This window comes from Kitasatospora sp. NPDC056138 (assembly GCF_042264695.1).
GTDB lineage: Bacteria > Actinomycetota > Actinomycetes > Streptomycetales > Streptomycetaceae > Kitasatospora.
The window spans coordinates 23,367-49,338 of the sequence record NZ_JBHJVK010000052.1 but is presented as its reverse complement, the minus strand read 5'-3'; the positions used below and the strand labels follow the sequence as shown (position 1 = coordinate 49,338).

Annotated in this window: 24 protein-coding genes and 4 pseudogenes; 17 read left to right on the top strand and 11 right to left on the bottom strand. The window is 70.2% G+C overall.

The features are described 5' to 3' along the window. Positions 1 to 101 precede the first annotated feature (101 nt). Positions 102 to 695: a TetR/AcrR family transcriptional regulator gene (locus ACFC1R_RS27240; RefSeq protein ID WP_375942929.1), complete on the top strand. Its 594-nt coding sequence runs from the start codon at positions 102 to 104 to the stop codon at positions 693 to 695. Positions 696 to 827: 132 nt separating this feature from the next. On the opposite strand, the gene ACFC1R_RS27235 is transcribed toward ACFC1R_RS27240, so the two are convergent. Beyond that, positions 828 to 1,679 (bottom strand): helix-turn-helix transcriptional regulator, encoded by an 852-nt coding sequence (locus ACFC1R_RS27235; protein WP_375942927.1) that lies wholly within the window; start codon positions 1,677 to 1,679, stop codon positions 828 to 830. 101 nt (positions 1,680 to 1,780) lie between these two features. Between ACFC1R_RS27235 and ACFC1R_RS27230 the strand changes: the two genes are divergently transcribed. Further along, positions 1,781 to 2,488: an SDR family oxidoreductase gene (locus ACFC1R_RS27230; protein WP_375942925.1), complete on the top strand. Its 708-nt coding sequence runs from the start codon at positions 1,781 to 1,783 to the stop codon at positions 2,486 to 2,488. Positions 2,489 to 2,565: 77 nt separating this feature from the next. Here the strand turns inward: ACFC1R_RS27230 and ACFC1R_RS27225 are convergent, their stop codons facing one another. Beyond that, positions 2,566 to 3,105: an N-terminal phage integrase SAM-like domain-containing protein gene (locus tag ACFC1R_RS27225; protein WP_375942958.1), complete on the bottom strand. Its 540-nt coding sequence runs from the start codon at positions 3,103 to 3,105 to the stop codon at positions 2,566 to 2,568. Between ACFC1R_RS27225 and ACFC1R_RS27220 the strand changes: the two genes are divergently transcribed. Continuing rightward, positions 3,021 to 3,287: a TetR/AcrR family transcriptional regulator C-terminal domain-containing protein gene (locus tag ACFC1R_RS27220; protein ID WP_375942957.1), complete on the top strand. Its 267-nt coding sequence runs from the start codon at positions 3,021 to 3,023 to the stop codon at positions 3,285 to 3,287. The genes ACFC1R_RS27225 and ACFC1R_RS27220 overlap by 85 nt on opposite strands. Positions 3,288 to 3,554: 267 nt before the next feature. On the opposite strand, the gene ACFC1R_RS27215 is transcribed toward ACFC1R_RS27220, so the two are convergent. Both ACFC1R_RS27215 and ACFC1R_RS27210 read right to left on the bottom strand, forming a co-directional pair. Further along, positions 3,555 to 3,815, bottom strand: a complete 261-nt coding sequence (locus tag ACFC1R_RS27215; protein ID WP_375942923.1) for a hypothetical protein — start codon at positions 3,813 to 3,815, stop codon at positions 3,555 to 3,557. A gap of 29 nt (positions 3,816 to 3,844) precedes the next feature. Then, the gene (locus tag ACFC1R_RS27210) at positions 3,845 to 4,717 is read right to left on the bottom strand and encodes a LysR family transcriptional regulator (protein WP_375942921.1); all 873 of its coding nucleotides are present in this window, start codon (positions 4,715 to 4,717) and stop codon (positions 3,845 to 3,847) included. A 122-nt stretch (positions 4,718 to 4,839) separates the two neighbouring features. Between ACFC1R_RS27210 and ACFC1R_RS27205 the strand changes: the two genes are divergently transcribed. From ACFC1R_RS27205 to ACFC1R_RS27195, 3 genes and pseudogenes are all read left to right on the top strand, one after another. Beyond that, on the top strand, positions 4,840 to 5,838 hold the full coding sequence (locus tag ACFC1R_RS27205) for an NADP-dependent oxidoreductase (protein ID WP_375942919.1): 999 nt from the start codon (positions 4,840 to 4,842) through the stop codon (positions 5,836 to 5,838). After that, positions 5,835 to 6,011 carry a hypothetical protein gene (locus ACFC1R_RS27200; protein ID WP_375942917.1) on the top strand — a complete coding sequence of 59 codons (177 nt, stop codon included), beginning with the start codon at positions 5,835 to 5,837 and terminating at the stop codon, positions 6,009 to 6,011. Before ACFC1R_RS27205 ends, ACFC1R_RS27200 begins: the two co-directional genes overlap by 4 nt. 166 nt (positions 6,012 to 6,177) lie before the next feature. Next, positions 6,178 to 6,306: pseudogene (locus ACFC1R_RS27195) on the top strand (family 1 glycosylhydrolase); the annotation flags it as partial. 181 nt (positions 6,307 to 6,487) lie between these two features. On the opposite strand, the gene ACFC1R_RS27190 reads toward ACFC1R_RS27195, so the two are convergent. The 4 genes and pseudogenes from ACFC1R_RS27190 to ACFC1R_RS27175 form a co-directional block, all read right to left on the bottom strand. After that, positions 6,488 to 7,264, bottom strand: coding sequence for a hypothetical protein (locus ACFC1R_RS27190; RefSeq protein ID WP_375942915.1), 777 nt, complete (start codon positions 7,262 to 7,264; stop codon positions 6,488 to 6,490). Between the two features lie 60 nt (positions 7,265 to 7,324). Continuing rightward, entirely contained in the window at positions 7,325 to 10,357 is a 3,033-nt protein-coding gene (locus ACFC1R_RS27185) for an RHS repeat-associated core domain-containing protein (protein WP_375942913.1), read from the bottom strand. Positions 10,358 to 10,656: 299 nt separating this feature from the next. Continuing rightward, positions 10,657 to 10,785 (bottom strand): annotated as a pseudogene (locus ACFC1R_RS27180) (DUF6531 domain-containing protein); the annotation flags it as partial. Positions 10,786 to 11,165: 380 nt separating this feature from the next. Further along, positions 11,166 to 11,894, bottom strand: coding sequence for a WXG100 family type VII secretion target (locus tag ACFC1R_RS27175; protein WP_375942911.1), 729 nt, complete (start codon positions 11,892 to 11,894; stop codon positions 11,166 to 11,168). A gap of 213 nt (positions 11,895 to 12,107) precedes the next feature. Between ACFC1R_RS27175 and ACFC1R_RS27170 the strand changes: the two are divergent. Together ACFC1R_RS27170 and ACFC1R_RS27165 are read left to right on the top strand one after the other, a co-directional pair. Beyond that, positions 12,108 to 12,236: pseudogene (locus ACFC1R_RS27170) on the top strand (family 1 glycosylhydrolase); the annotation flags it as partial. Positions 12,237 to 12,597: 361 nt separating this feature from the next. Beyond that, positions 12,598 to 13,317: a hypothetical protein gene (locus ACFC1R_RS27165; protein WP_375942910.1), complete on the top strand. Its 720-nt coding sequence runs from the start codon at positions 12,598 to 12,600 to the stop codon at positions 13,315 to 13,317. A 233-nt stretch (positions 13,318 to 13,550) separates the two neighbouring features. On the opposite strand, the gene ACFC1R_RS27160 is transcribed toward ACFC1R_RS27165, so the two are convergent. After that, complete coding sequence (locus ACFC1R_RS27160; protein WP_375942908.1) at positions 13,551 to 13,748, bottom strand: hypothetical protein; 198 nt, start codon at positions 13,746 to 13,748, stop codon at positions 13,551 to 13,553. A gap of 490 nt (positions 13,749 to 14,238) precedes the next feature. On the opposite strand from ACFC1R_RS27160, the gene ACFC1R_RS27155 reads away from it, so the two are divergent. The 9 genes and pseudogenes from ACFC1R_RS27155 (at position 14,239) to ACFC1R_RS27115 (ending at position 22,069) form a co-directional block, all read left to right on the top strand. After that, positions 14,239 to 14,658, top strand: coding sequence for a hypothetical protein (locus tag ACFC1R_RS27155; RefSeq protein WP_375942906.1), 420 nt, complete (start codon positions 14,239 to 14,241; stop codon positions 14,656 to 14,658). A gap of 460 nt (positions 14,659 to 15,118) precedes the next feature. Continuing rightward, positions 15,119 to 15,247, top strand: a pseudogene (locus ACFC1R_RS27150) (family 1 glycosylhydrolase); the annotation flags it as partial. A gap of 163 nt (positions 15,248 to 15,410) precedes the next feature. Continuing rightward, positions 15,411 to 16,202, top strand: a complete 792-nt coding sequence (locus ACFC1R_RS27145; protein ID WP_375942904.1) for a hypothetical protein — start codon at positions 15,411 to 15,413, stop codon at positions 16,200 to 16,202. 67 nt (positions 16,203 to 16,269) lie between these two features. Beyond that, entirely contained in the window at positions 16,270 to 17,523 is a 1,254-nt protein-coding gene (locus ACFC1R_RS27140) for a GMC family oxidoreductase (RefSeq protein WP_375942902.1), read from the top strand. Between the two features lie 331 nt (positions 17,524 to 17,854). Further along, a complete protein-coding gene (locus ACFC1R_RS27135) occupies positions 17,855 to 18,742 on the top strand; it encodes an MBL fold metallo-hydrolase (protein WP_375942900.1) in 888 nt (295 codons plus the stop codon). After that, positions 18,702 to 18,941, top strand: coding sequence for a family 1 glycosylhydrolase (locus tag ACFC1R_RS27130; RefSeq protein WP_375942898.1), 240 nt, complete (start codon positions 18,702 to 18,704; stop codon positions 18,939 to 18,941). Before ACFC1R_RS27135 ends, ACFC1R_RS27130 begins: the two co-directional genes overlap by 41 nt. Positions 18,942 to 19,392: 451 nt before the next feature. Next, positions 19,393 to 20,226 (top strand): lysostaphin resistance A-like protein, encoded by an 834-nt coding sequence (locus ACFC1R_RS27125; RefSeq protein ID WP_375942896.1) that lies wholly within the window; start codon positions 19,393 to 19,395, stop codon positions 20,224 to 20,226. Beyond that, positions 20,226 to 21,413, top strand: a complete 1,188-nt coding sequence (locus ACFC1R_RS27120) for a sensor histidine kinase (RefSeq protein ID WP_375942955.1) — start codon at positions 20,226 to 20,228, stop codon at positions 21,411 to 21,413. Before ACFC1R_RS27125 ends, ACFC1R_RS27120 begins: the two co-directional genes overlap by 1 nt. Next, positions 21,410 to 22,069: a response regulator gene (locus ACFC1R_RS27115; protein ID WP_375942894.1), complete on the top strand. Its 660-nt coding sequence runs from the start codon at positions 21,410 to 21,412 to the stop codon at positions 22,067 to 22,069. Before ACFC1R_RS27120 ends, ACFC1R_RS27115 begins: the two co-directional genes overlap by 4 nt. Before the next feature lie 299 nt (positions 22,070 to 22,368). Here ACFC1R_RS27115 and ACFC1R_RS27110 read toward each other — a convergent pair whose 3' ends face one another. Next, a complete protein-coding gene (locus ACFC1R_RS27110) occupies positions 22,369 to 22,773 on the bottom strand; it encodes a hypothetical protein (protein ID WP_375942892.1) in 405 nt (134 codons plus the stop codon). Between the two features lie 57 nt (positions 22,774 to 22,830). After that, complete coding sequence (locus ACFC1R_RS27105; protein ID WP_375942890.1) at positions 22,831 to 25,965, bottom strand: BTAD domain-containing putative transcriptional regulator; 3,135 nt, start codon at positions 25,963 to 25,965, stop codon at positions 22,831 to 22,833. Positions 25,966 to 25,972 lie beyond the last annotated feature (7 nt).

Below are 25,972 nucleotides of genomic sequence, written 5' to 3'. Positions count from 1 at the left end.
GGGCAGCTGCGCCCCGCTTCGGCTAACCTGAAGCGGAACGCTGTCCCGTTTACTATCCGGAACATCGTTCCGCTTTGTCAACGGGTGTCGGAGGGAGAGCCGTGTCCAGCGAGAGCTCCACGGGGAGGGTGTCGGCCCGGAGCAAGCGGGCCGACGCGCTGCGCAATCAACAGGCGCTGCTCGCGGCCGCCGCCGAGGTGTTCGTGGCCTCCGGCGTCGACGCGCCGATCCGCCAGATCGCGGCCAAGGCGGGTGTAGGGACGGGAACGATCTACCGACACTTCCCGACCCGGGCCGATCTCGTCACGGCCGTATTCCGCCACCAGATCGAGGAGTGCGCGGAGGCGGGGTCGGTGCTGCTGGCCGACGCCGACTCCCCGTTCATCGCGCTGCGCCAGTGGATCGACCTGTTCGTTGACTTCCTGGTCACCAAACACGGGCTGGCCGACGCGATGCAGTCGGACAGCAGCGGCTTTGCCGCACTGCACCGCTACTTCCTCGACCGTCTGCTGCCGGTCTGCGCGCGGCTGCTCGACGCCGCGGTCGAGGCGGGGGAGATCAGGGCGGGCACCCATCCCTATGAACTGATGCGCGGCATCGGCAACCTGTGCATCGGAGGCGGAGACCCGCAGTACGATCCCCGGCGCCTGGTCGAACTGCTCCTGTGCGGATTGCAGCGCCACCCGTCGGAGTGACGTCGACGGCAACTGCTCGCCGGGCGCGGTCAAGTGTCCGCGGGGTGCGGGCCGGACCGCCGAACGCCGCGAGGCCGTCTTCGCCCGCCGCGCCGCCGAGCTCGACAGCTGAGCCGACCCGCTGCGGCGGTTTCACCCGACGCCCTCGCCGGCGACTTTCACCAGTGCCTGCGTGCCGATCACCGACAGCAGCGCCAGCCGTTCGGCGTCCTCGGTGCCGGGTTCGGCCGTGTAGACCATGATCCGCAGATCGCTGCCCGCGACGCTGAGCACGTCGCAGTCCAGCGTCAGCGATCCCACCTGCGGGTGGTCGATGGTCTTGCGCGAGGCCTCCTGGTGTCCCACCGCGCCGGAGTCCCACAGCTTGGCGAACCGCTCGCTGTTGCCGCGCAGATCAGCGATCAGACGCCGCAGCCGCAGATCCGCCGGGTAGCGGCTCGCCGTCGCCCGCAGGTCGGAGACGACCGCGGTCTCCAACGCCCGCCGGGACTCCGGCGTGTGGCGGACCCGGCTGCCCGAGCCGAGGAAGTTCCGCCACGCCCCGTTGCGCTCCTTGCCGTGCCGTTCACCCATCAGCGCGGTGTAGAGCGGATTGGCCAGCAGCAGCGTCCACGCCGCGTCGGAGACCGCGACGGGTGTGCCGGTCAGCCGGTCCAGCATCCGTTGCACGCTAGGCGTGATGTAGGCGGGCACCGTGCCGATTCCCGGCGCTACCAGCCCGGCGACCCGGAACAGATGCTCACGCTCCTCCGCGTTCAGTCGCAGCGCCCGCCCCAGCGCCTCGACGACCTGCTCCGACGGGTTGGTCGCCCGGCCCTGTTCGAGGCGGGTGACATAGTCGACCGAGATCCCGGCCAGCAGCGCCAGCTCCTCCCGGCGCAGTCCGGCCGCGCGCCGATGGCCGCCCACCGGCAGGCCGGCCGCCTCCGGCGGGACCCGGTCACGCCAGCGCCGCACCGTCTGCCCGAACTCCGTGGTCGCCATGCCACCACTGTGCACCGCCCCACCCGCGGGTGCCTGGTACTGGCAGTCCCAGGAAGACCGGACGCCTGGCTGACGGCATCGCCGCGCAGCATCGTGGAGGCATGACCACAACACTGATCACCGGAGCGAACAAGGGGCTCGGCTTCGAGACCGCCCGTCAACTCATCGCCGCAGGCCACACCGTGTACATCGGCAGCCGGGACCCCGAGCGCGGGCGTCGCGCCGCCGAGCAGTTGGGCGCGCGGCTGGTCGTCATCGACATCACCGACGACGCCTCGGTCGCCGCAGCAGCGAAGACCGTCGAGGCCGACGGCGGCCTTGACGTGCTGGTCAACAACGCCGGCGTGGAGGAGCGGGCCAAGGACAACGGCATCATCGGTGCCGCGGACGTCACCGCCGACCTGATGCGGAGCACGTTCGAAACCAACGTCTTCGGCACGGTACGCGTCACCCACGCGTTCCTCCCGCTGCTGCAGCGCTCCGCCGCCCCCGTCGTCGTCAACCTCAGCAGCGGCCTGGCCTCGCTCACCCGCGTCACCACCGCCGACACCCCCACCTACGTGTACCCCGGCGTCGCCTACCCGGCCTCCAAGGCCGCCGTCAACATGGTCACCGTGCAGTACGCCAAGGCGTTCCCGAACATGCGCATCAACGCCGTCGAGCCCGGCTTCACCAAGACGGACCTCAACGGCAACACCGGCATCCAGACCGTCGAACAGGGTGCCGAGATCATCGTCCGCATGGCCAGCCTCACCCCGGACGGTCCCACCGGCACCTACACCGACGCCAAGGGCCCGCTGCCCTGGTAACCGACCCGCCCACGACGGCCGCCCCGGCCGACGATCATGTCTTCGCCCTGCAGGAGCATGTGCTCAGCCCATCCTGGTCAAGGCCCTGCGCGACACCATCCGGCTTCCCGCCGAAGGCCCACGCGGCTCGGCTGCAGAGGCAGGCGGCGGATCCCTGGGTCCTGAACGGAGGTCAGGGATCCGCCGCTCAGCCAGCGCATCATCGGTAGCACGATCAAGGCAGGGTCAGCCCGCACCTCGGGACTTCCGTGTGAAGGCGTCTGCAGTCCGCCTGGCCAACGAGCCGTCCTGCCATGAGTCCGTGATGTCGGTCCAGCCGTGAAGGTAGGCACTGCGGCTGGGGGGCAAGGGGTCGCAGGTTCATGGGTGAAGGCGGCGATGTGTGAGTGGCCGAGGTCGTTGAGCCGCACATGGCCAAGGGCTGGGATGAGGTCGTTCTTGACGTAGTCGCGGTAGCGGACGTAGGTGGTGGGCTTGAGGGTGAGTTGCTTGTCCTTGAGCCAGGTCGTGGGGTAGTCGGCGAGGGTCTGCGCTGCAGGCCTTCGTCCGCGGCTACGCCATCGGCGAGCTCGCCCAACAGGAAGCCGTCCGACGCTCCGGAGTCGGCATTCGGCAATGGATGGACGCCCATGCGCCCTACCTCGACAAAGTCGTCAAGAGCGGGCACCATCCACTCCTCGCCCGGGTCATTCGTGATGCCGAGCTTCCCCACGCGGCCGACAGCGCCGAGCGCGGGTTCGAAGTGGGACTCGAACGGCTCCTCGACGGATGGGAGGCCAACCTCCCGGTCCGGCCCTGACGATCCGGCAGCGTCACCTGGCGGTTCATCGGGGAACTCCGTACCCCGACGCCGGCCTCCGCCCGCCGAACCCCCGACCCAACGCGATTCCCCGAAACGACCCGCCAGGGCCTGCACGGATCGGTGGACGCCTCGCCGTATCTGCTTGTTGGTCAGCTCGGCGAACCAGCCCCGGGGGAGGGCGATCCGCTACTTCAAGCCCTCTCCCGAGGCGATCTCGGAGCTGACCGGCCTCCTCGCGCCCGGCGATACGCGGCGCTGACTCACCTATCCGGTCAAACGAGCGTGCCGGGCCCGGTGGCCGCGTCGTCTTGGGGGCGGCGCGGGCCTGCTTCTTCGACCAGGCGGGCCACTCCGTAGCGCCACCTTGGCGGTGGCCATGCCATCGGCCCTGGGCTGGAACACCGTGAAGTCCCAGTGCGGGGCGTCCTGGGCGATGTCGGCGAGGGTCTGCTCCAGCGACGGCATCCACGGCACCAGGTGGGCCAGGTCCTTGCGCAGGATGCGCACCTCCTGGCCCTCGCGCATCGCCTTGCTGTAGGAGAAGGCGAGCCCGGTCAGGCTGCCGGGGCGGTCAGGACGGCCTTGGCCACCAGCCGGAGATTCCTGATCATCGGATTCGGGTCGCCCTTGCGGCTGACCAGGACGACCTGGCTGGAAGGAGCGCCCTCGATCGGGATGGTGACGAGGTTGGGGCGCAGTGAGCTACGCCGATCGCCGACCGGTAGCACGGCGATCGCCCTGCCACTCGCGACGAGTTCGAGCTTGTCCTCGTAGCTCTCGATCGGCGGCACGTCGGCCCCGAGGATCCGGTAGGAAGTCCAGTCCGTGGTCTCGAACGGGCATGGCGCCGCCTCCTCGCCGGCCAGTTCTTCCGAGGTCACCGATGGGCGGTCGGCCAAGGGATGGCCGCGTGGGACCACGAGCATCCGGGGCTCCTCGTACAGGGGGGTGGTGAGGACGTCGGCGGCGAGCGGCAGCGGGGCCCGCGCGATCAGGGCGTCGACGTGCTTGTCGGACAGCGCCCCGACGTCGCGGCAGCTCAGGTACCGGGTGGTGATCTCGGCGTCCGGGTAACGGCGGCGCAGTTCCCCCACGGCGGCAGTGATCACCAGGTCTTCAACGTAGCCGATGGTGATTCGTTCGATCTCGGCTTGTCCGCGCACGGCCAGTTCGGCCTGGCGCGCGGCCTGCAGCAGGGCTTGGGCCCGGGGGAGGAACCTCTGGCCTGCCGGAGTGAGCCGGGTGCCCTGGGGTACGCGGTCCAGCAGTCGTGTGCCGAGATACTTCTCGAGCCGTTGGATCTGGCGACTCAGCGCAGGCTGGGCCACGTGCAAGTCGGCGGCGGCCCGGCCGAAGTGCTGGTGCGCCGCGACCACGGTGAAGTAGCGCACCAACCGCAGTTCCAGGTCCTGTCCGAGATCGTTCATCCTTGCAGCGTACGCGTCATGCCGTTTCGGAATGAGCAGGTTGCCGGATTGGTCTTGGACGGCGATGCCGCGGTGGGCGTTGACTCAAGGAGCAACGTTTCCCCAAGAAGGCGACAGACGCGATGAAGGCGATCCAGTTCCATGAAGCGGGCGGGCCCGAGGTTTTGCAGTATGACGAGGTGCCGGTTCCCGAGATCGGCCCGGGCGAAGTGCTCGTCCGGGTGCACGCAGCGGGCATCAACCCGCCGGACTGGTACCTGCGTGAGGGGATGAAGGTCATGCCGGCCGAGATGAGGCCGGCCCTGGAGTTCCCTCTGGTCCCCGGAACGGACATGTCGGGCGTGGTCCAGGCGGTCGCTCCGGACGTGTTGGGGTTCGCCGTCGGTGACGAGGTCTTCGGCATGCTGCGGTTCCCCGGATTCGACGGCCGGACCTACGCCGAGTACGTGGCCGCACCGGCTTCGGACCTGGCTCACAAGCCGGCCGGTATCGACCACGTGCAGGCGGCCGGGGCGCCGATGGCCGTGCTTACGGCCTGGCAGTACCTGGTGGATCTCGGCCACGACGTGCCGTCAGTTTTCACCGGTCGAGTGCACCAGCCGGTGCCGATCACGCCAGGGATGACCGTGTTGGTCAACGGTGCTGCCGGTGGAGTGGGTCACTTCGCGGTGCAGCTGGCGAAATGGAAGGGGGCACACGTCATCGCGGTGGCCTCCGGGCGGCACGAGCAGTTCCTGCGCAAGCTCGGCGCCGATGAGTTCATCGACTACACCAGGACGCAGGCTGCGGACGTGGTCAGCGGTGTCGACCTGGTGATCGACGCCGTCGGTGGCCCGGACAGCTCACGCTTCCTGACTGTGCTCAAGCGCGGCGGCACCATGCTTCCGGTGTTCTTCGCCCAGTACGATCCGGAAGAGACGGCGAGTCTGGGCATCACAGTCTCGAACATTCAGGTGCGTTCCAACGGCCCCCAGCTCGCCGAGATCGGGCGCTTGTTCGACGAGGGCAAGCTGCAGGTCGGGGTGGACAGCACCTACCCGCTGCCCGAGGCGGGCAGCGCACACACGCGAGCCGCGCAGGGCCACATCCAAGGCAAGATCGTGCTGACGGTGGTCTCGTGATCGCCGAACTCCAGCAGGCGGTGGCGCACTACGCCCACGCCCTGGACGAGCTGAAGGTGCCCGCGCTGGAAGCGGTTCTGGGGCGGCCTGGGGACCACACGTCGCAGATCAGCTCACGCGAGGCCTGGCCTTCTGCACGGACAACGCGTTCCGTTCAGCGCACGGCAGGCTGAGATCAACATCGCCGGGCGACTGGAAGGCAAGGGGGTCAGGTCCACCGCGCAGGCGGCAGTGGGAGCCTCTGCTTCACATTGCTGCTGGGGACACTGCGAGGCGCAGGTTGCCCGGCGGTAGTGGGGCTGCAGACGGTCGCGGCTACCATGACAGTCTGTTCGACGGGCCGAGGGCTATCACCAGCGCTTCGGCCTCGTCCACGTCGACTTCGACACCCAGGTCCGCACCCCCAAGGCCTCCTACGCTCGGTACCGCGACCTGATCGCGGCTCACCGTGCGCGGCAGAGGAGGTAGGCCGGCTAGGCCGGCCGCCGTTCCTGGAGACGACGCAAACTCCACAGTGAGTGAACGGGGTGGCTCCATTCCCGTCTGTCTGTCGCGGCAAGACAGTAGACGGAGATCCTGGCCGCACTGGGACACTCCCCCCCGAACTGGACGCGACCCGGCAGTTGCAGCACGTCGTTCGCAGAGCGACTCAGCCGAGGCTGCCGGGGACCGGATCGGACTCGAGTGCTGTCAGGACCGCCGTGGTCACCGTGAGCACGGTGTCCCAGTCCTCCTGGATGAGGTCCGGGAGGTCCTCCAGCATCTGCTGCGGCAGCGGGCTGCCGAGCGCACTCCTCAGGAGGCGCGACAGGCGGAGTCCCGACCGTTTCACGCAGAGACCGACGTTCCAACCATTGCCGTCCTGCTCGACCGAGACGTCGAGCTGCTCGGCAACGGCAAGGTTGTCAGGGGTCTCCGATCCGAAGACCAGCAACCCACCCGTCACGTTGCCGGCGAGCTCCTCCCGGGCTGTTTCCGGGCGGTCGCCCACGGCCGACAGCGCGGCCCGGAACTGGGCCCGCGCGGGATTCGGGACCGCCTGGCCGTTCCGGATCGAGGGCGATCCCAGCGCGGACAGCACCAGTTTGGCCGCTCGGAGCGCGCAGTCCCATTCCTCCTGGGACAGGTCCGGCCACTGCTGTTTCACCTGCTCCGGGATCTCGACGCCGTCTGCGAGCCAGACGATCTCCGCCAGGCGTACGTCGTAGTCCCTCAGGGCGAGCCCGAGGTTCCGTCGTCCGAAGGCGTCCTCCTCGACCGACACGACGAGCTGTTCGGCCGCCGCCGCCACCGCGGTCGTCTCCAGGCCGAAGGCGAGCAGCCCTGCCGCGACCTCGGCGCCGAGCTGCTCGGGGCCGGACTCCCAGAGATCACCGAGCGCGAACAGGGCGGCTCTGAACCGCAGGCGCGCAGTCTGCTGCGTCATTGTGTGCATCCTCCTCGAGTCACCACGGCCACACCATCATCGGCTGTAGCGCCGTCGGCATCACCGCCGCCTGCGCTTGCCGGCGTTGCCGCGCTCGACCTTTGTGACGGTGGTCTCCTCGACACGCTTGTTGAAGCGTTCGATCTCGCCTGCGGGCAGCTCGAAGCGGCCGGGCTCGTTGGTGGGCTTGGTCTCCCACTGCTTGAGCCAGTCGTACGTCCCGGGCTTGCATCGGAACTCCATCTTGTGCGTGTAGTGCTTGGCCTGGCCGAGGTTCCCGGCGCTGAGATCGGCGTCCCCACGCGCGATCCACTTCGGTTGCCTCTCGTGCGGCCTGAATTTCGGGACGAGCCCGCCCTTGCCGTCGTTGGCGGCCAGGGACTGCTTGGCCTCGGCCTCACTGCCGTAGCGGATGATGATCTCGCACTTGGGCTTCTTCGCCAGTCCCAGCGGGTCGGTCTCGGCCAGCGGGTTGCCAACGTACGCGTACGGGTCGGGGGCGGGCTCCAGACCGAGCGGATCGGGGCTCAGGTAACGGGCCGTCTGCGGGTCGTAGTAGCGGTAGAGGTTGTAGTGCAGGTCGCTCTCGCGGTCCAGGTACTGGCCCGGGAAGCGCAGCGGGCAGTCCGCCGCGTCCTCCTGAGCGGCCGGGACGTCGCCCCACAGGGTCGTCCGGGCACGCCAGGCGATCGTTCCCTGCTCGTCGACGAGCTCGGTCGGGGTACCGACCATGTCTGTCACGATGGCGTAGAACCGCCGGTCCACCTCATCCTGCGAGGCGTCCCGCAGGCTGACCGTCTGGGTGAGCACCCGGTGATGGTCCTGGTCCCAGTCCCAGGTGGTGACCTGCACGGTGCCGGTCTGCAGGTCGGTACGGGCCTGCTCCGCGAGGACGTCGCCATCCCAGACGAAGACGGTCCGCTCGACCACACCCGTGCCGTCCGGCGTCATCCGGACCTTGGCCACCCGCCGGCCGAAGGGGTCGTACAGGTAGCGCCAGACGTCCCCGTGAGGAGTGGTAAGCGCGATCAGACGGTCGTCGGCGTCCCATTCGTACTGCCAGACCCTGCTTCCGCCGGACAGCAGTCGCCGGGTCTGGCGGATCAGCCGGCCCTGCCCGTCGTACTCGTAACCGACGCGTCCGGCGCGCTGGAGCAGAGCACCGGTGTAGCTCCGGTCGCCGACGGCAGCCGACCGGGTCGGATCGGAGTTCGGCCAGTCGGCGGCGGCCAGGTTGCCGGCGCCGTCGTAGGCATAGGCCTCGCGCCAGTTCTCGCCGGTGACTGAGGTGACCCGGCCGGCCGGGTCCAGCGAGAAGCTCCGGGAACCGCTGCGGCTGTCGGTGATGCTCGTGAGGTATCCGTCCGACCGGTAGCCGAAGGTCCTGCGCTGCAGCGCCTGCGGTGACGGGTCGATCGTGACGCTGACGCGCTGCTCGACGAGCCGGTCCGCGCCGTCCCATGCCTGGTGCAGGGACAGGGCACCGAGTCGGCGTGACACCTCGCGGCCTGCCCGGTCGTATCCGAAGCTCAGCGAGCGCTGGCCGACCGTCAGGGCCTCGATCTGTCCGTTCGGGCCGTAGGACCAAGAGCTCTCAGCGCCGTCCGGCGTACGGCGAGCGGTCCGCCTGCCCAGCCGATCGTAACCGTGCGCCAGCGTCAGGCCGTTACAGGTCTCCGCCACCGGTCGCTTCGCCGCGTCGTATTCGATGGACAGCTCGACGCCGGGCCTGGAGCTGTGCAGCAGCCGACCGGCCGGATCGTAGGAGAACGTGGTGAGCACGCCGTGGGCGTCCTGCTCCAGCGTGCGACCGAGGGCGTCCCGGCGGTACCGGACGGTCTGGCCCGCGCCGTTCGTCCGGGCGACGAGCTCGCCGACCGCATCGACCTTGTACCGCACGGTCCGTCCGTTGAAGTCCTGCTCGGACACCAGCCGCCCGATCGCGTCGTACTCGTAACTCCATCGCAGGCCATGGGGATTGGTGACTCCGAGCACCCTGAGCTCGGTGTCGTACTCGAACTCATACCGGGCTCCGTCAGCTCCGGTTCGGGCAGAGACCCGGTTGAAGAACGTGTACTCGAAGCGCTCCGAGGCGCCTGTCTCGTCGATGTGTTCGAGGAGGTTGCCCTCGGCGTCGTACTTCCACCACTCGGTACGGCCCTCGGGGGACGTTCGCCAGGCAGGCCGACCGTCGACGGTCCAGCCGCAGGTGATGACGCCGCCGAGCGGGTCGGTGAGGGTCTGCGGGTTGCCGAACGCGTCGCGGACGCAGGTGCTGACGGACCCGTCGGCGTCGGTGATCGAGACGACCAGGCCGGCGGCGTCGGTCTCGAACGCCGTGGTCCGGCCCGTCGCGTCGCTGATGGCGGCCAGCTGACCGAACTCGCCGTAGGCGTAGCGGGTCTCCGCACCCGCCGGATCGGCGAGGGCCAGCAGGTTGCCGTGCTCGTCGTACTCATAGCGCCACACCGAGCCGTCGGGCTCGACGACCTGGACCGGCTGCCGCAGGTCGTTGTGGACGACCGAGGTGACCGTACCGTCGGCCAGCGTCACGGCGGCCGGGTTGCCGTCGGCGTCGTAGTCGTAGCACGTCGTCCGCCCCAGCGCGTCGGTGCGGGAGAGCAGCAGGTCATGGCGGTTCCACACGGAGGAGGTGACGCCGCCGAGGGCATCGGTCTCGGTGGTGACCTGACCCAGATCGTTCAGCTGGTAGACCGTCACGTGACCCAGCGAGTCGCGAACGGTGGTGGTCCTGCGATCGCCGTCGTAGGCGAACACCGCGTCCAGGAAGCCGCCGTCGCCGCGGGTCTGCACACACCGGCCCGCGCGGTCGTAGAGGTAGCGGTAGCGGTGCTGGTTGCGGTCGGTCCAGGAGGTGATCCGCCCCGCCTCGTCGTAGGTGAAGCGCAGCGGTGCGTCGGCGGCGTCGAGGACACCCGAGAGGTTGTGGTTGCCGTCGTACTGGAACCCGGCCAGCCGCACACCCGCGGGCTCGTCACCGGCTGCGCCGAGCAGGCGCAGTCCGGTGATCCGGCCGCCCGCGGAGTCGATCGCGATCCGATAGCCGCCGCTGTGCCGAACCTCGACCGGCACACCCGCTCGGAGTAGTCGACGTCGATCCGGTTGCCGTTGCGGTCGGTGATCGCTCCCAACGGCACGCGGGAGCTGGTCCCGTGCGGTCCGCCGTCGACCCCTACGAGCTGGTCGAAGTGCCAGGTCAGGCCGCGGACCGGGTCGCTGATCCGGATCTCGGTACCGGCCTGCTGATCCCACTCCAACGGGAACCGGGGACCCTCGACGGGAAGCGTCCGCTCACCAGGCGTCGGCACGGGGTACACCAACAGCATCCCGTCCTCGGTGGCGAACACGACGCCGTTGCCGTCGAGCTCGACCCGCTGGTCCAGCGTCGACGCCCAGGACGGGCCGAACCAACCGCCGTAGCGGTACGTCGACAGATGGGTCCGGCCGAGTACCAGTGGCAGTGTCCCGGGAAGGTTCACGTCCTCATGCTGAAGCAGCATCTCTCCCGAGGCGACATCGATCGGGTCGCTGCGGCAGGTGCGCTTCGACGGCGGGACCGCCGTCTTCCGCGGTTCGCTCGCGCCGTCACGGAGCCGGGGCGACTGCGGATTCCCGGAACGCCCGGTGCCGGCCGGGGGGCCGGAGTGCCTGCCGCCACCGCCGCTGTGCGAGAGGCCGGACTCGCTGCCGTTGCCGCGCCGGTGGAGCTTGGTCAGCTCCTCCGCGTGCTTGGCATCCACCTCACGGGTGTTCCTGGCAACCTTCCTCAGGTTGTCGCCGGTCTTGCGATACAGGCCCTTCACAGCCGTGCCGGCATCCTCGGCCAGCGTCTTGCCCAGCTTCTGCGCCCCGTGCTCCAGGGCCCTGACGATCTGATTGCTCACTCGAAGCTCACCCCTGCAATCCTCGACCGGAACACCTCGGCGTGGTTGGCGACCGTCTCGGCCTGCCGGTGCATGATCTCCGCGTGCGCTTCCAGCGCATCCGGATCGATCCGGAACCCGCGGCCGGCGCCGCCGGTGTCCCCGGACACACCGAGCGTCGCCTCGGCTGCCTCATACACCAAGCCGCTCACGGCGCGGCTCACCACCGCCACCAGCGGGTCGATCGCCGCTTCGATCACCTGGGCGATGATGTACTGCTCCAACTGCTGTTCCAGGTAGTTGACGAGCTTTCGCGCAGCCACCTCGATCGCCACCACTGCGGCCTCCGCGGCCCCGGGGGTGGCCACCGCTGCCGCTTGGTCGGCCACGAACGCGGCGGCCATCACCACGAGCTCGGCGATCGTCTCCAGTTTCATCGCTACGATGACGTCGGCCGCCGCGTCGAGAGCGGTGGCGACGACGTGGCAGGCCTGGACCGGCTCGTTCATGTGAGAGTCCGACATCTGCGCCCACTTGGCGGCCAGGGTCTCGTACGACGCGCCCTGGTAGGCCTCGCCCAGTCGCTGGACCGTACCGGTGGAGTCGCGATGGGCTGCATCGACGTTGTCGGCGAACTCCCGTACGTGCGAAGCGAACTCGCGAACTCTGTCCTCATTCACGGTGGGCCAGTTGATCCCGATGAACGACAGGAACGACACCACCTCGTCAGGCAGCTCGATCGCCAAAGCGCCCCCTACGCTTCAGACAGCACACAACCGTTCGACCGCATCTCACGGCGTCTACCTGGCCAAACCAGCTTCCACCATCAATGCCTGTCCGATATTCGTCGGCCGCCCGAAGCGTGCTCCGGCGGTGCTCCGAACCGGGGCCGGTGGATCGTCGGAAGGCAGAGCGGGCCGAGCCCCGCCGTCCGAGTACAGTGACAGGGTGTTCGACGGGCTGAGGGGTTCCATCAAAGGTTCGGCCTCGTCCACGTCGACTTCGAGACGCAGGTGCGCACCCCGAAGGCGTCGTACGCCTGGTACCGAGACCTGATCGCAGCCCACGGTGCTTGCCATGCAGGGTAGTTGGGCGACGCCATGGAGGCGGCAGTAGTCAGGCTCGATGCCGGTTGGTGGGCGTCGTGGAATGAGGGCCTGCACAGCTGCGCACCGCACTTGGAGGGGGAGCACAGGGTGTTCAACAAGTCCAGAGGCCATCGCCAATGGTGCTGTCCGTAGCCGAACCGGGTGCAAGGCCGCTGCTGATCAGGTGATGTCAGCCGTGAGGAAGAGGACGCCGTGGCGCCAGGGTCCGAGCACGCCGGACTCCAGGTCCACCACGGTGCGGCGGGCAATCGGCCATGGGAAAACGGGCCGTAGTCCGCGACGCGCACACCGGCCGCGAACTCGGTTGCGGCGATGTGCCGTGAGCCGCCACGATCAGCGGATGTTCGAACTGCTGCCAGGGATCGGAGTCCTTCTGCCGGACGGTGCGGGAACGCTCCGCTTCGGCATGGACGATGCCGCCACGCAGAAGACCTTGGCCAGCCTCGGCCAGGTCCGGGATCCGAGGGTCCTCGACGCACCGTGGATTTTCACCGTCCAGTGGGGCGACCTTGAGCTGACCGCCTGCGCGGGGGGCGACTGGCACGACCTGAAACCTGGCGACCTGCTGTTGGCGAACGTCGTGTTGAGCCGGGCCGGGCACCCGCGACGGCCGATTCCTGGCCGGGGCGCGGTTGGACGTGGCGCGCTGGGGCCGGCGTGGCGCGGCCCGGCCGCCGTCCCCGTCGTCCTCGACGACATCGACCTGTTCGGCTACCCGGCGGCCGAGGTGCTGGAGGCACTCGGAGACGACCGATACCCTGAGCTCCGCCTCCAGACCGCCGTGCCGGGCGGCTATCTACCCGGGGTCTCGTTCCAGACCGAGCTACCGCCCAGGACCGGCGTGCATGCCGCGGCCGGCATCCGTGCGCCGGACCTCGCCTGCTACGAGGACACGTGGACCACCAGGCGGGACGACTGGCAACTCGAGCGGACGAGCAGCGGCTATCAGATCGTCATGAAGGGCGACCCACCGATGGACCTGCTGATCTGCCACGACGCACTGGCGGATCAGATCATCGCCAGCATGCTGGCGGCCGGCGTCGAGGTTGTGGTCGGATGAGGGGTTTTCCCAGGTGAGTCGTGCATGACGGCGAAGGCGGCGAAGCGTAGTGGTCGGCCTTGCGCTCGTAGCGGCGGTGCAGCCGGTGGAAGCCGTTGAGGCAGGCGCTGATCTCCGAGCCCGCCGGGCGTCTCGTCGTAGGTCGTAGCACATGGCCAGGCCCCGCCACGCTCGGATCCCGCGGGAGACCGGTTGCCCGCCCGCGTTGCCGCGCCCCTTGCGGTCCAGCCCGGTCAGACAGCGGAAAGGTGCAGCTTGAACGGCGAACCGTTGGAGCTGGGCGTCCAGCCGTTCGACCGCGCGGCCCGGATGCCTGCGGCGACTTCGTGCGGCAGGACGACCTCAGCTGGCACCATGTTCGGTTCGAGAACCGCCGGCCGACCGGTCTCCACGACGAGCGTCGTTCCGGGACAGGCCGCGTCCTCCACCATGTAACCCAAGGTGCTGCCGTCATGGTCGCAGCACCAGTGCTTCCTGCTCACTCGCTAGCGGTACTCGACGCCGTCGACGACAATGCGGCGGGAACCCTTCTCCACCAGTGCCACTCTTTGCCCTTCGGCCTTCGACTGCTCGTACATGTCCGTCGCCAGTCTCCCTGTACGGCACACGCGTGTCACCGGGTTTGGCCCAGAACTTCGGCGTCGTCGCTTGGCGTCCGCTTTGTGATCACGCAAGGGAGAGGAGCGCGAGGGGCCAGCGTGCGTTGCGCGCGTTGCGGCGCAGGCCGGCCGCAATGTTCCTGACGCCGCTCAGCCGCAGGGCTCCAACAGCGAGGCTGCGCCAGGTCGCCATGGCGCGGGGAGCGTTCCGGTCCTACGCCACTGCGTGGGACACCATCCTGGCTGCAGGACAATCCCGCCCGGAGTAGGGGCAAGCGAATTGCGTTCGCCCGCAGCTGGCGCCGTCGATAGGCTGCGCGCTGTGACCGGGAATCTTGAGCTGCGTACGTTTCAGGTGGGCGAGATCCACGCCGAGTTGCGCCAGCTGCACATGTGGGACGACCTCGAAGGGATGATCGAGGGCACGCCGTACCTGCATCGTCGGCTCAGGATCATGCAGTTGGAGAAGCAGCTCGCAGGTCCGCAGGGTATGTATGTCCACGACTTGGACGGCATCCGGGCTGATGCCTCCGCGCGGGTGGACACCTGGCTGCCACGGGCCAGGGTACATGCTCGGCTGAGCGCGCCCTGGCGCCCCGACGGGGTGACCGAACCCGGCCGCAGCGAGCTGTCCGTGGTGTGGTTCCAACAGGCTGGCGAGGACCCCTTCAGCCGGTTGGCCGAGATCGTGCGACAGTTGGACTGGACTGCACTGGCCCGGTTCGAAGCAGCTTCTGACTAGCGGCTCGTATCGGATACCCCTGGGGCGCGAGGCCAGATGCAATACCGCCCCGCGGAGCTCGTCGATGGCCGCCCTGCGGGTACCGGGCTCGTTCTCTACATCGACTGACGAGCGGTACTACTCGGCCGCGTGCCATGCGGTGATGGAATCGCTGTGTGCTGACGTTCCGTCGAACCGCGGCTCTTGGGCCGCGGTTCGCGGAGCGAGACCGCCGCCGTCTTCGGTGCAGACAGCGGCGGGCCCGGCTCGCGACCGGGCCCGTCCGGCGGGTGGCCCACTTGAGGACCGCCGGGCGACAGGCGCCGACAACCTCAACACCATCGTTCGGCACCTTCATGACCGCCTACGGCCAGTCCGTCTACGGCACCCGCGGTGGCCTGTGGACCCGGTCGACGGCCAGTACGGCTTCACGTACAAGGACAACACCACAGCTGAGCTACTGTGACAGGGTGTTCGACGGGCCGAGGGCTACCACCAGCGCTTCGGCCTCGTCCACGTCGACTTTGAGACGCAGAAGCGCACCCTGAAGGCCTCGTACGCCTGGTACCGCGACCTGATCGCTGCCCACCGGGCCCACCGTGCAAAGTAGTTGAGCTCCGTGGTGGCCGTGGGTGTGAACGGGGCGATCGTTTGCCGGTGACGAGAGGCCGCGCTTCGGGCATGGTGAACGTTGCCTGCTGCGGCGCTGGGCGAGAACCTGACGCTGTGGCACTGTTGCTTCCGGGAAACCGCGTTCTAGGGGTGGGGATCTGATGAGCGGTGGACGGCCGGCACGGGTGGCGAACTCCCACGGGTTGGGCTCCTGGCGGGCCAGCTACCGGTTCAGCGGCCAGGCCTGGTTCATTTATGCCGGGTGCTTCGTGATACCGACCGCCGTCTTCGCCGCGAACGCGAATCCTGTGGCCTGGAGGCTGGCGGCGGTGAGCGCGGTCCTCATGCTCCTCTGCGCAGGGGCCGGGGCGCAGACGCGCCGCCGCAAGGCCGTTCACCTCTTCGACGAGGGCATCGTCCTGGTCGGGATGTGGGGCCAGGTGAAGGTGGTCGGCCGCTGGTCGGAGCTGACCACATGGATCAAGCGGACGACGCAGCGGTACGGCACCCGTCACGCTTACGCTGTGGCGCTGCGCGGCCGCGAACGCTTCGGCTTCGGCGAGAAGCAGGTGCTGCACGGTCCGGAACTCGCCGCCGCCCTTGCCGCCGCCGCTGCCGCCGGTCACCGCCGCGCGCTGGACGAGACCGGCTCGGTCACATTCGGCGCCGAGTCCAGCTCGAACCCGCTCGGCCCCCTGCGCATCACCCCGGAGCAGATCCAGCTGGACCGGCACAACGTCAAGATCCCGATCTCCGACATCAGCCGCGTCTGGATCGCGACCGTTCCCTTCCGCGGCCGGAGCTTCGACATCCTCAACGTCACCACGACCACGAAGCCGAACGACAGCACCACCATGCTGTCCTTTCACCCGGCGGACATCATCGCCGCCGGAGCGCTGATCGCTTCACTCACCGGTACGGAGGTCGAACGGGGCGAGCGGACAGGCACATGAGGCACCGGCCCCGCCGACTGGCCCCGAGCAGGCCGGTGGCAGAGCCGTGGTACACGGGAGGCGCGCGATGGGCACTTCGTACGACGTGGTGATCGCCGGGGGCGGTAGCGCGGGCTGTGTGCTCGCCGCCCGGCTGAGCGAGGACCCGGCGCGGCGGGTGCTGCTCATCGAGGCGGGGCCGGACTACGGGCCCGGTGACCTCCCGGCCGACCTCGTGGAGGGCACGCAGGGGCCGGCGGCCTCTCACGACTGGGGTCTGCGCGGAGTCGGCGTCCGCGGCGCACCGCCGCTCGAGCTCCCGCGCGGCCGGGTGATCGGCGGCTCGTCGGCGGTCAACGCGACCTTCGCGCTGCGCGGGCACCCGGCGGACTACGACGGCTGGGCGGCGGCCGGGGCGCGGGGGTGGGCGTTCGAGGACGTCCTGCCCTCCTTCGCGCGCCTCGAGCGTGACCCCGACTTCGGCGCCGCCGACCACCACGGCAGCGACGGGCCGCTGCCGATCCGCCGGTACGCGGGCGCCGAGCGGTCCGCCGTCACGGACGCGGCAGATGAGGCCACGACCTCGCTCGGTGTCCCGCCGATCACCGACCACAATGCGCCCGCCGCGGTAGGTGTGGCGTCGTTGCCGGTCAACGCCGTGGACGGCCGGCGGATCAGCACCGCCTCCGCCTACCTCGACCCCTGCCGGTCGCGCGCCAACCTCGACGTCCTCGCCGACTGGCTCGTGCGGGACGCCGTCGTCCGGCACGGCCGGGTCGCGGGCGTACGCCTGGACGGTACCGGGGAGGTCGTTCCCGCCGGCGAGGCGATCGTTGCGGCGGGCGCCTACCTCTCGCCGGGGCTGCTGCTGCGATCCGGGATCGGTCCGGCGGCGGAGGTGGCGGCGCTCGGCCGGTCCGTCGAGGTGGACCTGCCCGGTGTGGGTGCCAACCTCGCCGACCATCCTGCGGTCTCGATCGACCTTCCGTTCGTCGGCCCGGTCGGCGGCCACGCCCGGTACCAACTGGCCGCCACCTGTCACAGCGGGCCGGCCACCGGGCCACCGGACCTGCAACTGGTCGCGGTCGGCCCCCACCCCCTCGGCGCCGGAGCCCACGGGTGTTCCGTCTTCACCGCCCTGCTGAAGCCGACCTCACGCGGCCGTGCCCTGGCGCGCTCCGCCGACGCGGTCGTCCCCCCCCGACATCGACCTCGGCTACTTCGACCGCGGTGCCGACCTGCTCCGACTGATCGAGGGCCTCCGACTCGCCGAGGCCGTCACCCGCCTTCGAGACTCAGTGCCGTACCCCGAAGACGTCCTACAGCTCGTACCGCGACCTGATTACTGCTCACCGGACCGTGCCCAAACCGTAGTTGGGATCTTGGGTGGAGGTGGCACTCGTCAGTCTCGAGGCGGGTCCGGTGGGGCTTCGCGAGACGGAAAGCCGTAGCTGCGCACCGCACTCGGGGGTGATGACAGGGTGTTCGACAGGTCGGGCGGTTACAACCAGTGGTTCAGTCGCGCTCGTCTCCCGCAGCGCGGTCGACTGGGACGCGGTGAGGCCCAGGGCGGCGGCGCGCTCCCGTACATGCTCGGGTGGACTCTTATGGTTGGCGTCATCGCCGCAGAGAACGCCGCTGAGTACCTGATAGCAACTCAGATGGGAATATTCATGGCTGACTTGACGGCTGACCACGACGGACGACTGCGTCGACCCGCGGGAATCCGCTCGATAGTGCTGGGCGACACCAAGGTGTCGTACGTGCCGGACGGCGATGTGCGGCTCCGGCCGCTGCAACTGCTCCAGGACACCACGGACGAGGTGTGGGCCGCACATCCCGAGTACCTGGACGCCACTGGCCGTCTGGTGGGGAGCGTCGGTGGTCTGCTGGTGGAGCACGGTGACCGCGCGCTGCTGATCGACGCGGGCTTCGGCCCGCGGATGTTCGAGGCTCCGGACGGCCCCCTCGGCGCGATCCAGGGAGGTGCGCTCCCGCGCAGCCTGGCCGAACTTGGCCGCAGCCCCGAGGACATCGAAGCGGTGGCCTTCACACACCTCCACTTCGACCACCTCGGCTGGGCCTGCCATCCCGCCCCCGGTGGCGACCGGCCCGTGTTCGCCCATGCCGACTACCTGATCTCCGAGCCGGAGTGGGGCCGGCGGGACCTCCTGGAGGCCCAGGGCATGGCCGAGCAGGTCGCGGTCCTCGCACAGCGCGTACGTACGATCGCGGACGGGCAGGAGGTTTTCCCCGGCGTACGCGTGCGGGTCACCCCAGGCCACACCGTCGGGCACGCCGAGTACGTCATCACCGGGGGCGGACGGCGTCTGATCGCATTCGGTGACGCCGTGATCTCGCCGATCCAGATCGACCACCCGGATTGGTCCTCGGCCTTCGACCACGACCCCGCCCGGGCCGCCGACCGCCGCCGCAGCCTCGTCGCCGAGTTGGCAGAGCCCGGCACGGCCGGCTTCGGCGTCCACTTCGCCGACGTGGTGTTCGGACACGTCCAGCGGGATGGAGACGGCCCAGCTTGGCGGCCCCTGGACGCGCCCTAACCTGGAGCGGTCGGCCGAAGCGAGGATTGTGGTGACTACGGCGGGGATACGATGCCAGGGCGTTCGACGGCCTGAGGGGTTCCACCGACGCTTCGGCCTTGTCCACGTCGACTTCGAGACGCAGCGGTGCACGCCCAAGGCGTCGTACGCCTGGTACTGCGAACTGATCGCCTCCCACCGCAAGCGGCATGGGCGGTAGGTCTGGCGGTGGACACGTGCCGCGGATCCACATTGCCTGGGGGTCACGTCCGCCGGCGGGGGCGGCTTGGTCTCCGTTCGTCTGTCGTGGCATGAGAGTGGACGGGGATTCCGGCCGCACCGAACGGCCACCCGGCGAATCATCGGCCGGGCCGTTCCCGTACGGCTGGGCGGCTGTCAGAGCAGTGCTTGCCGCCAACATGCTCGCGGCCGATGTCGAGGTTGTGGCCGGATGAGGGGACTTCCCGGGTAGGTCGGATGGGCCGGACCTTCGACTGGGTCTCCACCGCCGGCCGAGCGACTGGGGGTCTGTCCCCCGTGAGAGCTACGTACAGGTGTCCTCTGTGAGGTGACGATTCCTCATTGCCGTTTGCCTAAGGTTCAGTTCAGCCGCGGCGCCTCGGTCGCGGACCGGACAAGGAACCGGAAACGGAACCGAAGAAAGAGTCGTCATGAAACTGGTGTGGCAGATCCTGGTCGTGTTCCTGGCCGGTGCGGTCGGCGGTCAAGGTGCCACCGCGGTCCAGGACAACCCGTGGCTCTCGCTCCTCTGGGGCAGCTTGACGGTCGTGCTCTCGGTGCTCGTCTACCGATGGGTCGTGGGGCGTACCGAGCGGCGCCCGGTCACGGAGCTGGCCCGCGAGGGAGCGTCAGGGGCGCTCCTACGGGGCCTGGTGGTCGGGGTCGCGATGTTCGGATCCGTCATTGCGAACATCTACTTCCTCGGGGACTACACGGTCCACGGCTTCGGCTCGCCGACCGGGGCGATCGGGCTGGTCGGCTTCATGGCGGGCGCCGCCGTCACGGAGGAACTGATGTTCCGCGGCCTGCTCTTCCGGCTCGTGGAGCGCGGACTCGGAACGTACATCGCGCTGGCCCTGTCCGGCACCGTGTTCGGTGCGTCCCACCTGCTCAACAAGGACGCCACCCTGCTGGGCGGCGTCGCCATCGCCATCGAGGCCGGCGGCATGCTCGCCGCCGCGTACGCCGCCACCCGCGCCCTGTGGCTGCCGATCGGCCTGCACTTCGGCTGGAACTTCGCGGAGTCCGGCATCTTCGGCACCGAGGTCTCGGGCAACGGAGACACGCACGGACTGCTGGACGCCTCGACGTCGGGTGCCAAGCTGATCACCGGCGGCGAGTTCGGCCCGGAGGCCAGCGTGTACGCGATGCTGTTCGGCGCGCTGCTCACGGTCGTCTTCCTGTGGCTGGCCCGTCGGCGCGGCCACATCGTCCCCCGCCGGCGTGCCGGTCGCGTTGACGCCCTCGCTACACTCGCCCGGTGATGAGCCTTCAGGGGGCCGGTCAGGTGTGGCACCGGCTCGACGTCACCCTCCGCGACCTCCCTCTCGGGACACTGTTCCTGGTCGCGTCGTTCCTGCCGGGACTGCGCGGCCACGGGACGCAGGTCGGAGACCTGCCGACCCGCCCCTTCGACGCCCTGGCGGTCGTGGCCCTCACGCTCGAATGCCTCTCCCTCGTGGTGCGCCGGCGGTGGCCGGTCATCTGTCTCGGGCTGGTGGCCTGCGGCTTTGCCCTTGACCAGTTGTGCGGCTACCACTCGGCCGCCGGGACCACCCTGCTCGTCGCGCTGATCAGTGCCGGCTTCCATCTGGAACAGCGCCGGCGCACCACCGTGGTCCTTCTGTCCGTGGCGTACGTGCCGCTGGCGATCGCGCTTGCACGGCTCGGTTCGGGCGGCGAGACGGCGACGGAGTTCGTGACGTTCTACCTGACGCTCGCCCTGGCCTGGGGAGCCGGGGCGTGGCTGCGTTCCACACGGGCCGCGGAGGCCGCACGCCGCGAGCGTGTGGCTGCCGCGACCCGTACCGCCGAACGCATCCGCATCGCCCGCGAGTTGCACGACGTGGTGACCCACCACGTGACCGCGATGGTCGTCCAGGCCGAAGCCGCCCGCTACCTGACCGCCGCCCCCGAGCGGCTGGAGCAGTCCCTGACCGCTGTCAGCGACACCGGCCGCCGTGCCCTCACCGATCTGCGCCACCTGCTGGACCTGCTCAACCCCGGTCACGACACCGACCACGGCGGCGGCCCGGCGGAGGCCACGCAGGTCAGGACACCGGCAGTCGGCAGGGTCCTCACGCTCGTCGAGCAGACCCGCCGGGCCGGACAGCCCGTGGACCTCACCGAGCGGGGCACACCGCCGGCATCGACCGGCAGCGCCGACCTCGTTGCCTACCGGGTGGTGCAGGAAGCACTGACCAACGCCCTCAAGTACGCTCACGGCAGCCGCACTTCCGTGCAGGTTCAGCGCGGCGAGAGGGAGATCACCGTGGAGGTCAGCACGGACGGAACCGGTTCACGCGCGACCGCCGTCGCCGCCGGCAGCGGACGGGGCCTGGCGGGCCTGCGCGAGCGCGTCGACGTTCTGGGCGGCGACTTCAGCGCCGGCTGCGGCCCGGACGGCGGCTTCACCGTCCGGGCACGCATCCCCGCGGACGGCACCTCGTGAGTGCACCGATCCGGGTCCTGGTCTGCGACGACCAGATGCTGGTCCGCACCGGCCTGGTCACCATCATCGGTGCCCAGCCCGACATGGAGGTGGCGGGCGAGTGCGCAGACGGACGGACCGGGGTCGACCTCGCCCGAAAGGTACGACCCGACGTCGTTGTGATGGACATCCGCATGCCGGTCCTCGACGGCCTCGAAGCCACCCGCCTGCTGGCCGGAGTCGGAGTGCCCCACCCCGTCAAAGTCCTCGTGGTGACCACGTTCAACCTGGACGAGTACGTCTACGAGGCGCTGCGCGTCGGCGCCTGCGGATTCCTGCTCAAGGACGCCCCTGCGGACCGACTGCTCCACGGCATCCGGACCGTGGCCACCGGCGCGGCCCTCCTCGACCCCGACGTGACACGCCGCCTCGTCGGGCGATACGCCGCCCGCATCCGCCCCGCCGAGAAGACCCACCGGGACATCCCGCTCACTCCTCGCGAACTGGAAGTTCTCCGCCTCATCGCCGACGGCCTCTCCAACAGCGAGATCGCCGCAACCCTCGTCATCAGCCATGAGACCGTCAAGACCTTCGTCTCCCGCATCCTCACCAAGCTTCAACTCCGCGACCGGGTCCAGGCCGTGATCTATGCCTACCGCCACGGCCTGGTCACCTGACCGGGCATCCCGTCCCCGGTCCGGAGGCGCAGGTTCCGCTGTGCGGGGGCCTGAACGGAGCCACCCCGCGGCTGCCCCGGCCGGTGGGCCGCCGTGCTCCCGTGAAGTCCCGGCTGTTCGCCTGGCTCGCGCCGACTCGTGCCTTCCCGTCGGCGTCCGGCCGGGGCCACGGTCAAGCGGGGCCCGGCGCGGGCCACCGGGTGGCAGGGCGTCCCGCCCCCGTGAGTGTCGGGAGCGGGACGCGGTGCGGGCTCAGGGCCCACGGGGGTGGAGGGCCGTCTCACCCCGCGCCCGGTGGCTCAGTACCAGAGGTCGGGGCTGAGCTGGTAGTCGTAGCTGCTGCCGGGCTGCCAGTAGAAGCGGGCCTCGGCCTTGTAGTCGTGGCCCGGGGTCGGGTTGTTGAGGGTGTAGGTGTAGGAGTACTGGCCGGAGTGGCAGGGGAACGAGGTGGAGAGCGCCTGGCTGCCGGTGGTGTAGTCCCAGATGATGATCTGCTCGGTGCAGTTGTTGCTGGCGAAGTTGGTGGTCACCTGCGCCGACACCTGGCCGTTGCCGGCGCTGACACAGGTCTGCTTCCAATCCGGGCCGGCGCAGCCGCCGCCGCTCGATGCCGATGCCGTCCCGGCACCGGTCAGTGCGATCCCGCCGGCGAGCGCGGTGGTGGCCAGGCCCAGGACGACCCGGCGGATTCCCTTGACGGACATGTGCATTCCCTCCCCACTGCCCTGATCCGGTTGACCGGGGCACGACATAAGGCTCGGTCATGGCGATGGACATTCGATGAGCACGCCGAGCAGCTGCTCTGTCTCGGCCGCGTCGGCGTCGAGGTCCAGCCGCCGGAAGTGCTCGTGTGCCTGTCTGAGGCAGGCGCCGGCCCGGCTGCGGTGGCCCAGGTCGGCGAGGGCCTGGCCGAGAGTGCGCAGCACGGTGCCCTCCAGCATCCCGCCGACGCAGTGGGCCTGCGGAAGCGCCTCCTCGGCGGCCCGGACGGCGGCTGCCGGCCGCCCGGCGGTGAGGTGGATCCGGGCGATCAGGCCGCCGGTCGCGGCATGGAAGGCGGGCATGCCGAAGGACCGGAATCGGGCCAGGGCGGCTTCCGCCCGTTCCAGAGCCCGCGTGAGGTCACCGCAGAGGTGGAGGATCCGGGCCAGGTAGTAGCCCCCGACGGACGAGGAGATGGACACCTCACCACCGGTCAGCTCGGCGCACCGCTCGCCCGCCGTGCGGGCCCGGGAGAGATGGCCGCACCTTGCGTGGATGTAGCCGAGCTCGCCGAGTGCGAGGCCCTCGGCGGTCTGGTCGTCGAGCTGGTGGAACAGTGACGAGGCCTCTTCGAGCGGACCGATCGCCGCCTCGAAGTCGCGCAGCACCCGCGCGTTCGCCCCGAGCAGCTGGAGGACGTTTGCGCGCAATCGGCGCAGCGCTGCCCCGGCGCAGAGCGGCAGGCAGCGGCGGAGCTCCTCGCCCGCCGCGGCGTAGGAGCCGGCGTGCCAGAGCATGCTGCCGCGGACCGAGCGGGCAAGCGCCTCGGCGTCCCGTTCGCCGCGGGCCGGCGCCGCCTCGGCGACCCGGGCCGCCAGCTCGCCGACCGTGGTCACGTAGTCGCGGCCGAACAGGATCGAGCCCATCTTGTCCGTCAGGTCGGCGGCCTGGGCGAGCGGCAGGGCCGGGTCCTGGCAGGCCCGGCGGATCACCGCCTGGTGGAGGTCGGTCTGGTCGCGCAGCCAGGCGGTTGCCTCCTCGACCGTGTCGAAGGTCCGGCCCGGCGCGGCGGTCTCCGTCGTGATCAGGCTGCGGCGGATGTGCTCGACCTGGTGCGCGGTCGCCTCGGCGTTGCGGGCGGTGGCCAGGCAGAAGGCGAGCAGCCGGGCGTACGCGGCCGAGACCTCCGTCCGGGTGTCCTCGACGGTGGCGCGCCGGCGGGCGAAGACGCGCAGCAGGTCGTGGAGCCCGTACCGGTCGGCAGCCGGGGAGTTCAGCAGATTGAGGTCGACCAGGGTCTCCAGGAGTTCGCGGGTGCGTTCCGGAGAGCGGTCGAGCAGTGCTGCGGCGGGGCCCAGCGCGAGCACCGGCGTGTCCGGGAGGGCGAGCAGTCGTAGGGCGCGGGCCTGCTCGGGGTTCAGCCGGGCGTAGGAGAGCGCCAGTACGGGCTCCACCGCCATGTGATGGTAGGTGAGTTCGGCGAGTCGGGTCCGCTCGTCGGCCAGGGCGGAGGCCAGGCCGGCCAGGGACTGAGCGGGGTCGGCGGCGAGCCGGGAACCGGCCACCCGGATGGCCAACGGCAGCAAGCCGCAGGCCGTGACGATCGCGGTGGCGGCCTCGGGCTCGGCCTCGGTCCGGGCGCGGCCGGCGGCGGTGGCGAGCAGGTCCAGCGCCTCGGCCGGCTCCATTGCGTCGAGGTGGAGGTGGTGGGCGCCCGGGAGGCCGGTCAGCCAGACTCGGCTGGTGACCAGGACTGCGCAGGTCCGAGCGCCGGGCAGCAGCGGGGCGGTCTGCTCGGCGGAGGCCGCGTCGTCGAGCAGCACCAGTAGGCGGCGGCCGGCCACGGTGGTGCGGTAGAGCGCGGCGCGCTCGGCCGGGTCTGCCGGGATCTCCCGGTCCGTGACGCCGAGCGAGGCCAGCAGCAGGCCGAGCGCCTCGGCCGGGTCGAGCGGGTCGGCCTGGGTGCCGCGCAGGTCCAGGTGCAGTCGGCCGTCGGGGAACCGCGCGTGCAGGACGTGGGCGACGTGCACGGCCAGGCTGGTCTTGCCGGCACCCCCGATTCCGTTGACTGCCGAGATGACCACGGCGCCCGGGTCGGGCCGGGTGAGCGCGGCGGTCAGCTCCGCAACGGCGCCCTGCCGGCCGGTGAAGTCGGCGAGAGGAGTGGGAAGTTGTTCCGGTACCGGCAAGCGGCGGGAGTCCGTCCCTCGGTCGGGATCCGGCCGGTCGTGGGGAGCGACCGAGCGGCCCACGGGACGGGTGGCCGTGCCGAGGGTGGGGTCAGCCCGTCGAATCCGCGCGTGCAGCGCGTCGAGCTCCGGGCAGTCCAGCCCCTCGGAGCGGTAGTCGCGCCGGGCATCGGCGTACACGGCCCGCGCCTCGGCCGGGCGGTCCGCCAGGTGGTACTCCAGCATCAGCAGGGCGCGGAACCGCTCGCGGAAAGGGTGGGCGAACACGGCCTGGTCGAGCTCGACCAGGCAGGACGGGTTGTCCCCCAGGTCGACGTCCAGGGCGAGCTTGGCCTCCAGCGCGGCCACCCGGCGTTCGGCCAGGTGGCGGCGCAGCTCGACGGCATGGCCTCCGGGCAGTCCGGCCAGCGGCTCGCCCTGGTGCAGGGCCAGCGCCCGGGCCAACAGGTCGCGGGCCCGCGGCCGGTCGGTGGCGGGGTCCTCCGCCTGCGCGACGAGACGGTCGAAGACGACGGAGTCCAGCGACTCGGCGGGGACGTCGAGGCGGTAGCCGCCGTCGACGGTGACGAGGAGGTGTTCGGCGTGGTGGTCGCGCAGTGCGCGACGCAGCCGGTAGGCGTGAGTGGCCACGACGGACTTGGGTCGGGTCGGCGGGTTGTCCTTGTCGAAGATGCCCTCGGCGAGGCGGGCGGCGGTCAGCGGCCGGCCAGGGTGGGCGAGCAGCATGGCGAGAAAGGCCTGCTGTTGGCTGCGGCCCAGGTCGAGGCGGCGGTCGCCGAGCCGGGCGGTGAGCGGGCCGAGCAGGTGGAAGCGCAGGTCCGGCGTGCTGGTGGGTGTCCGTTCGGTGGTGGGTACGGGCTCGGTGGCGATGACGGTTCTCCCGGCGGCTCGTCGGGCCCCGGTTGGACGGCGCGCCGGGGCTGGTCGATGGCGGTGACGCGTGGGGGATTCGCAGCGGGCTGAGGGCTGAGGGCTGAGGCCTGAGGGCCGGGCGCCGGGGGGCACGGCGCGC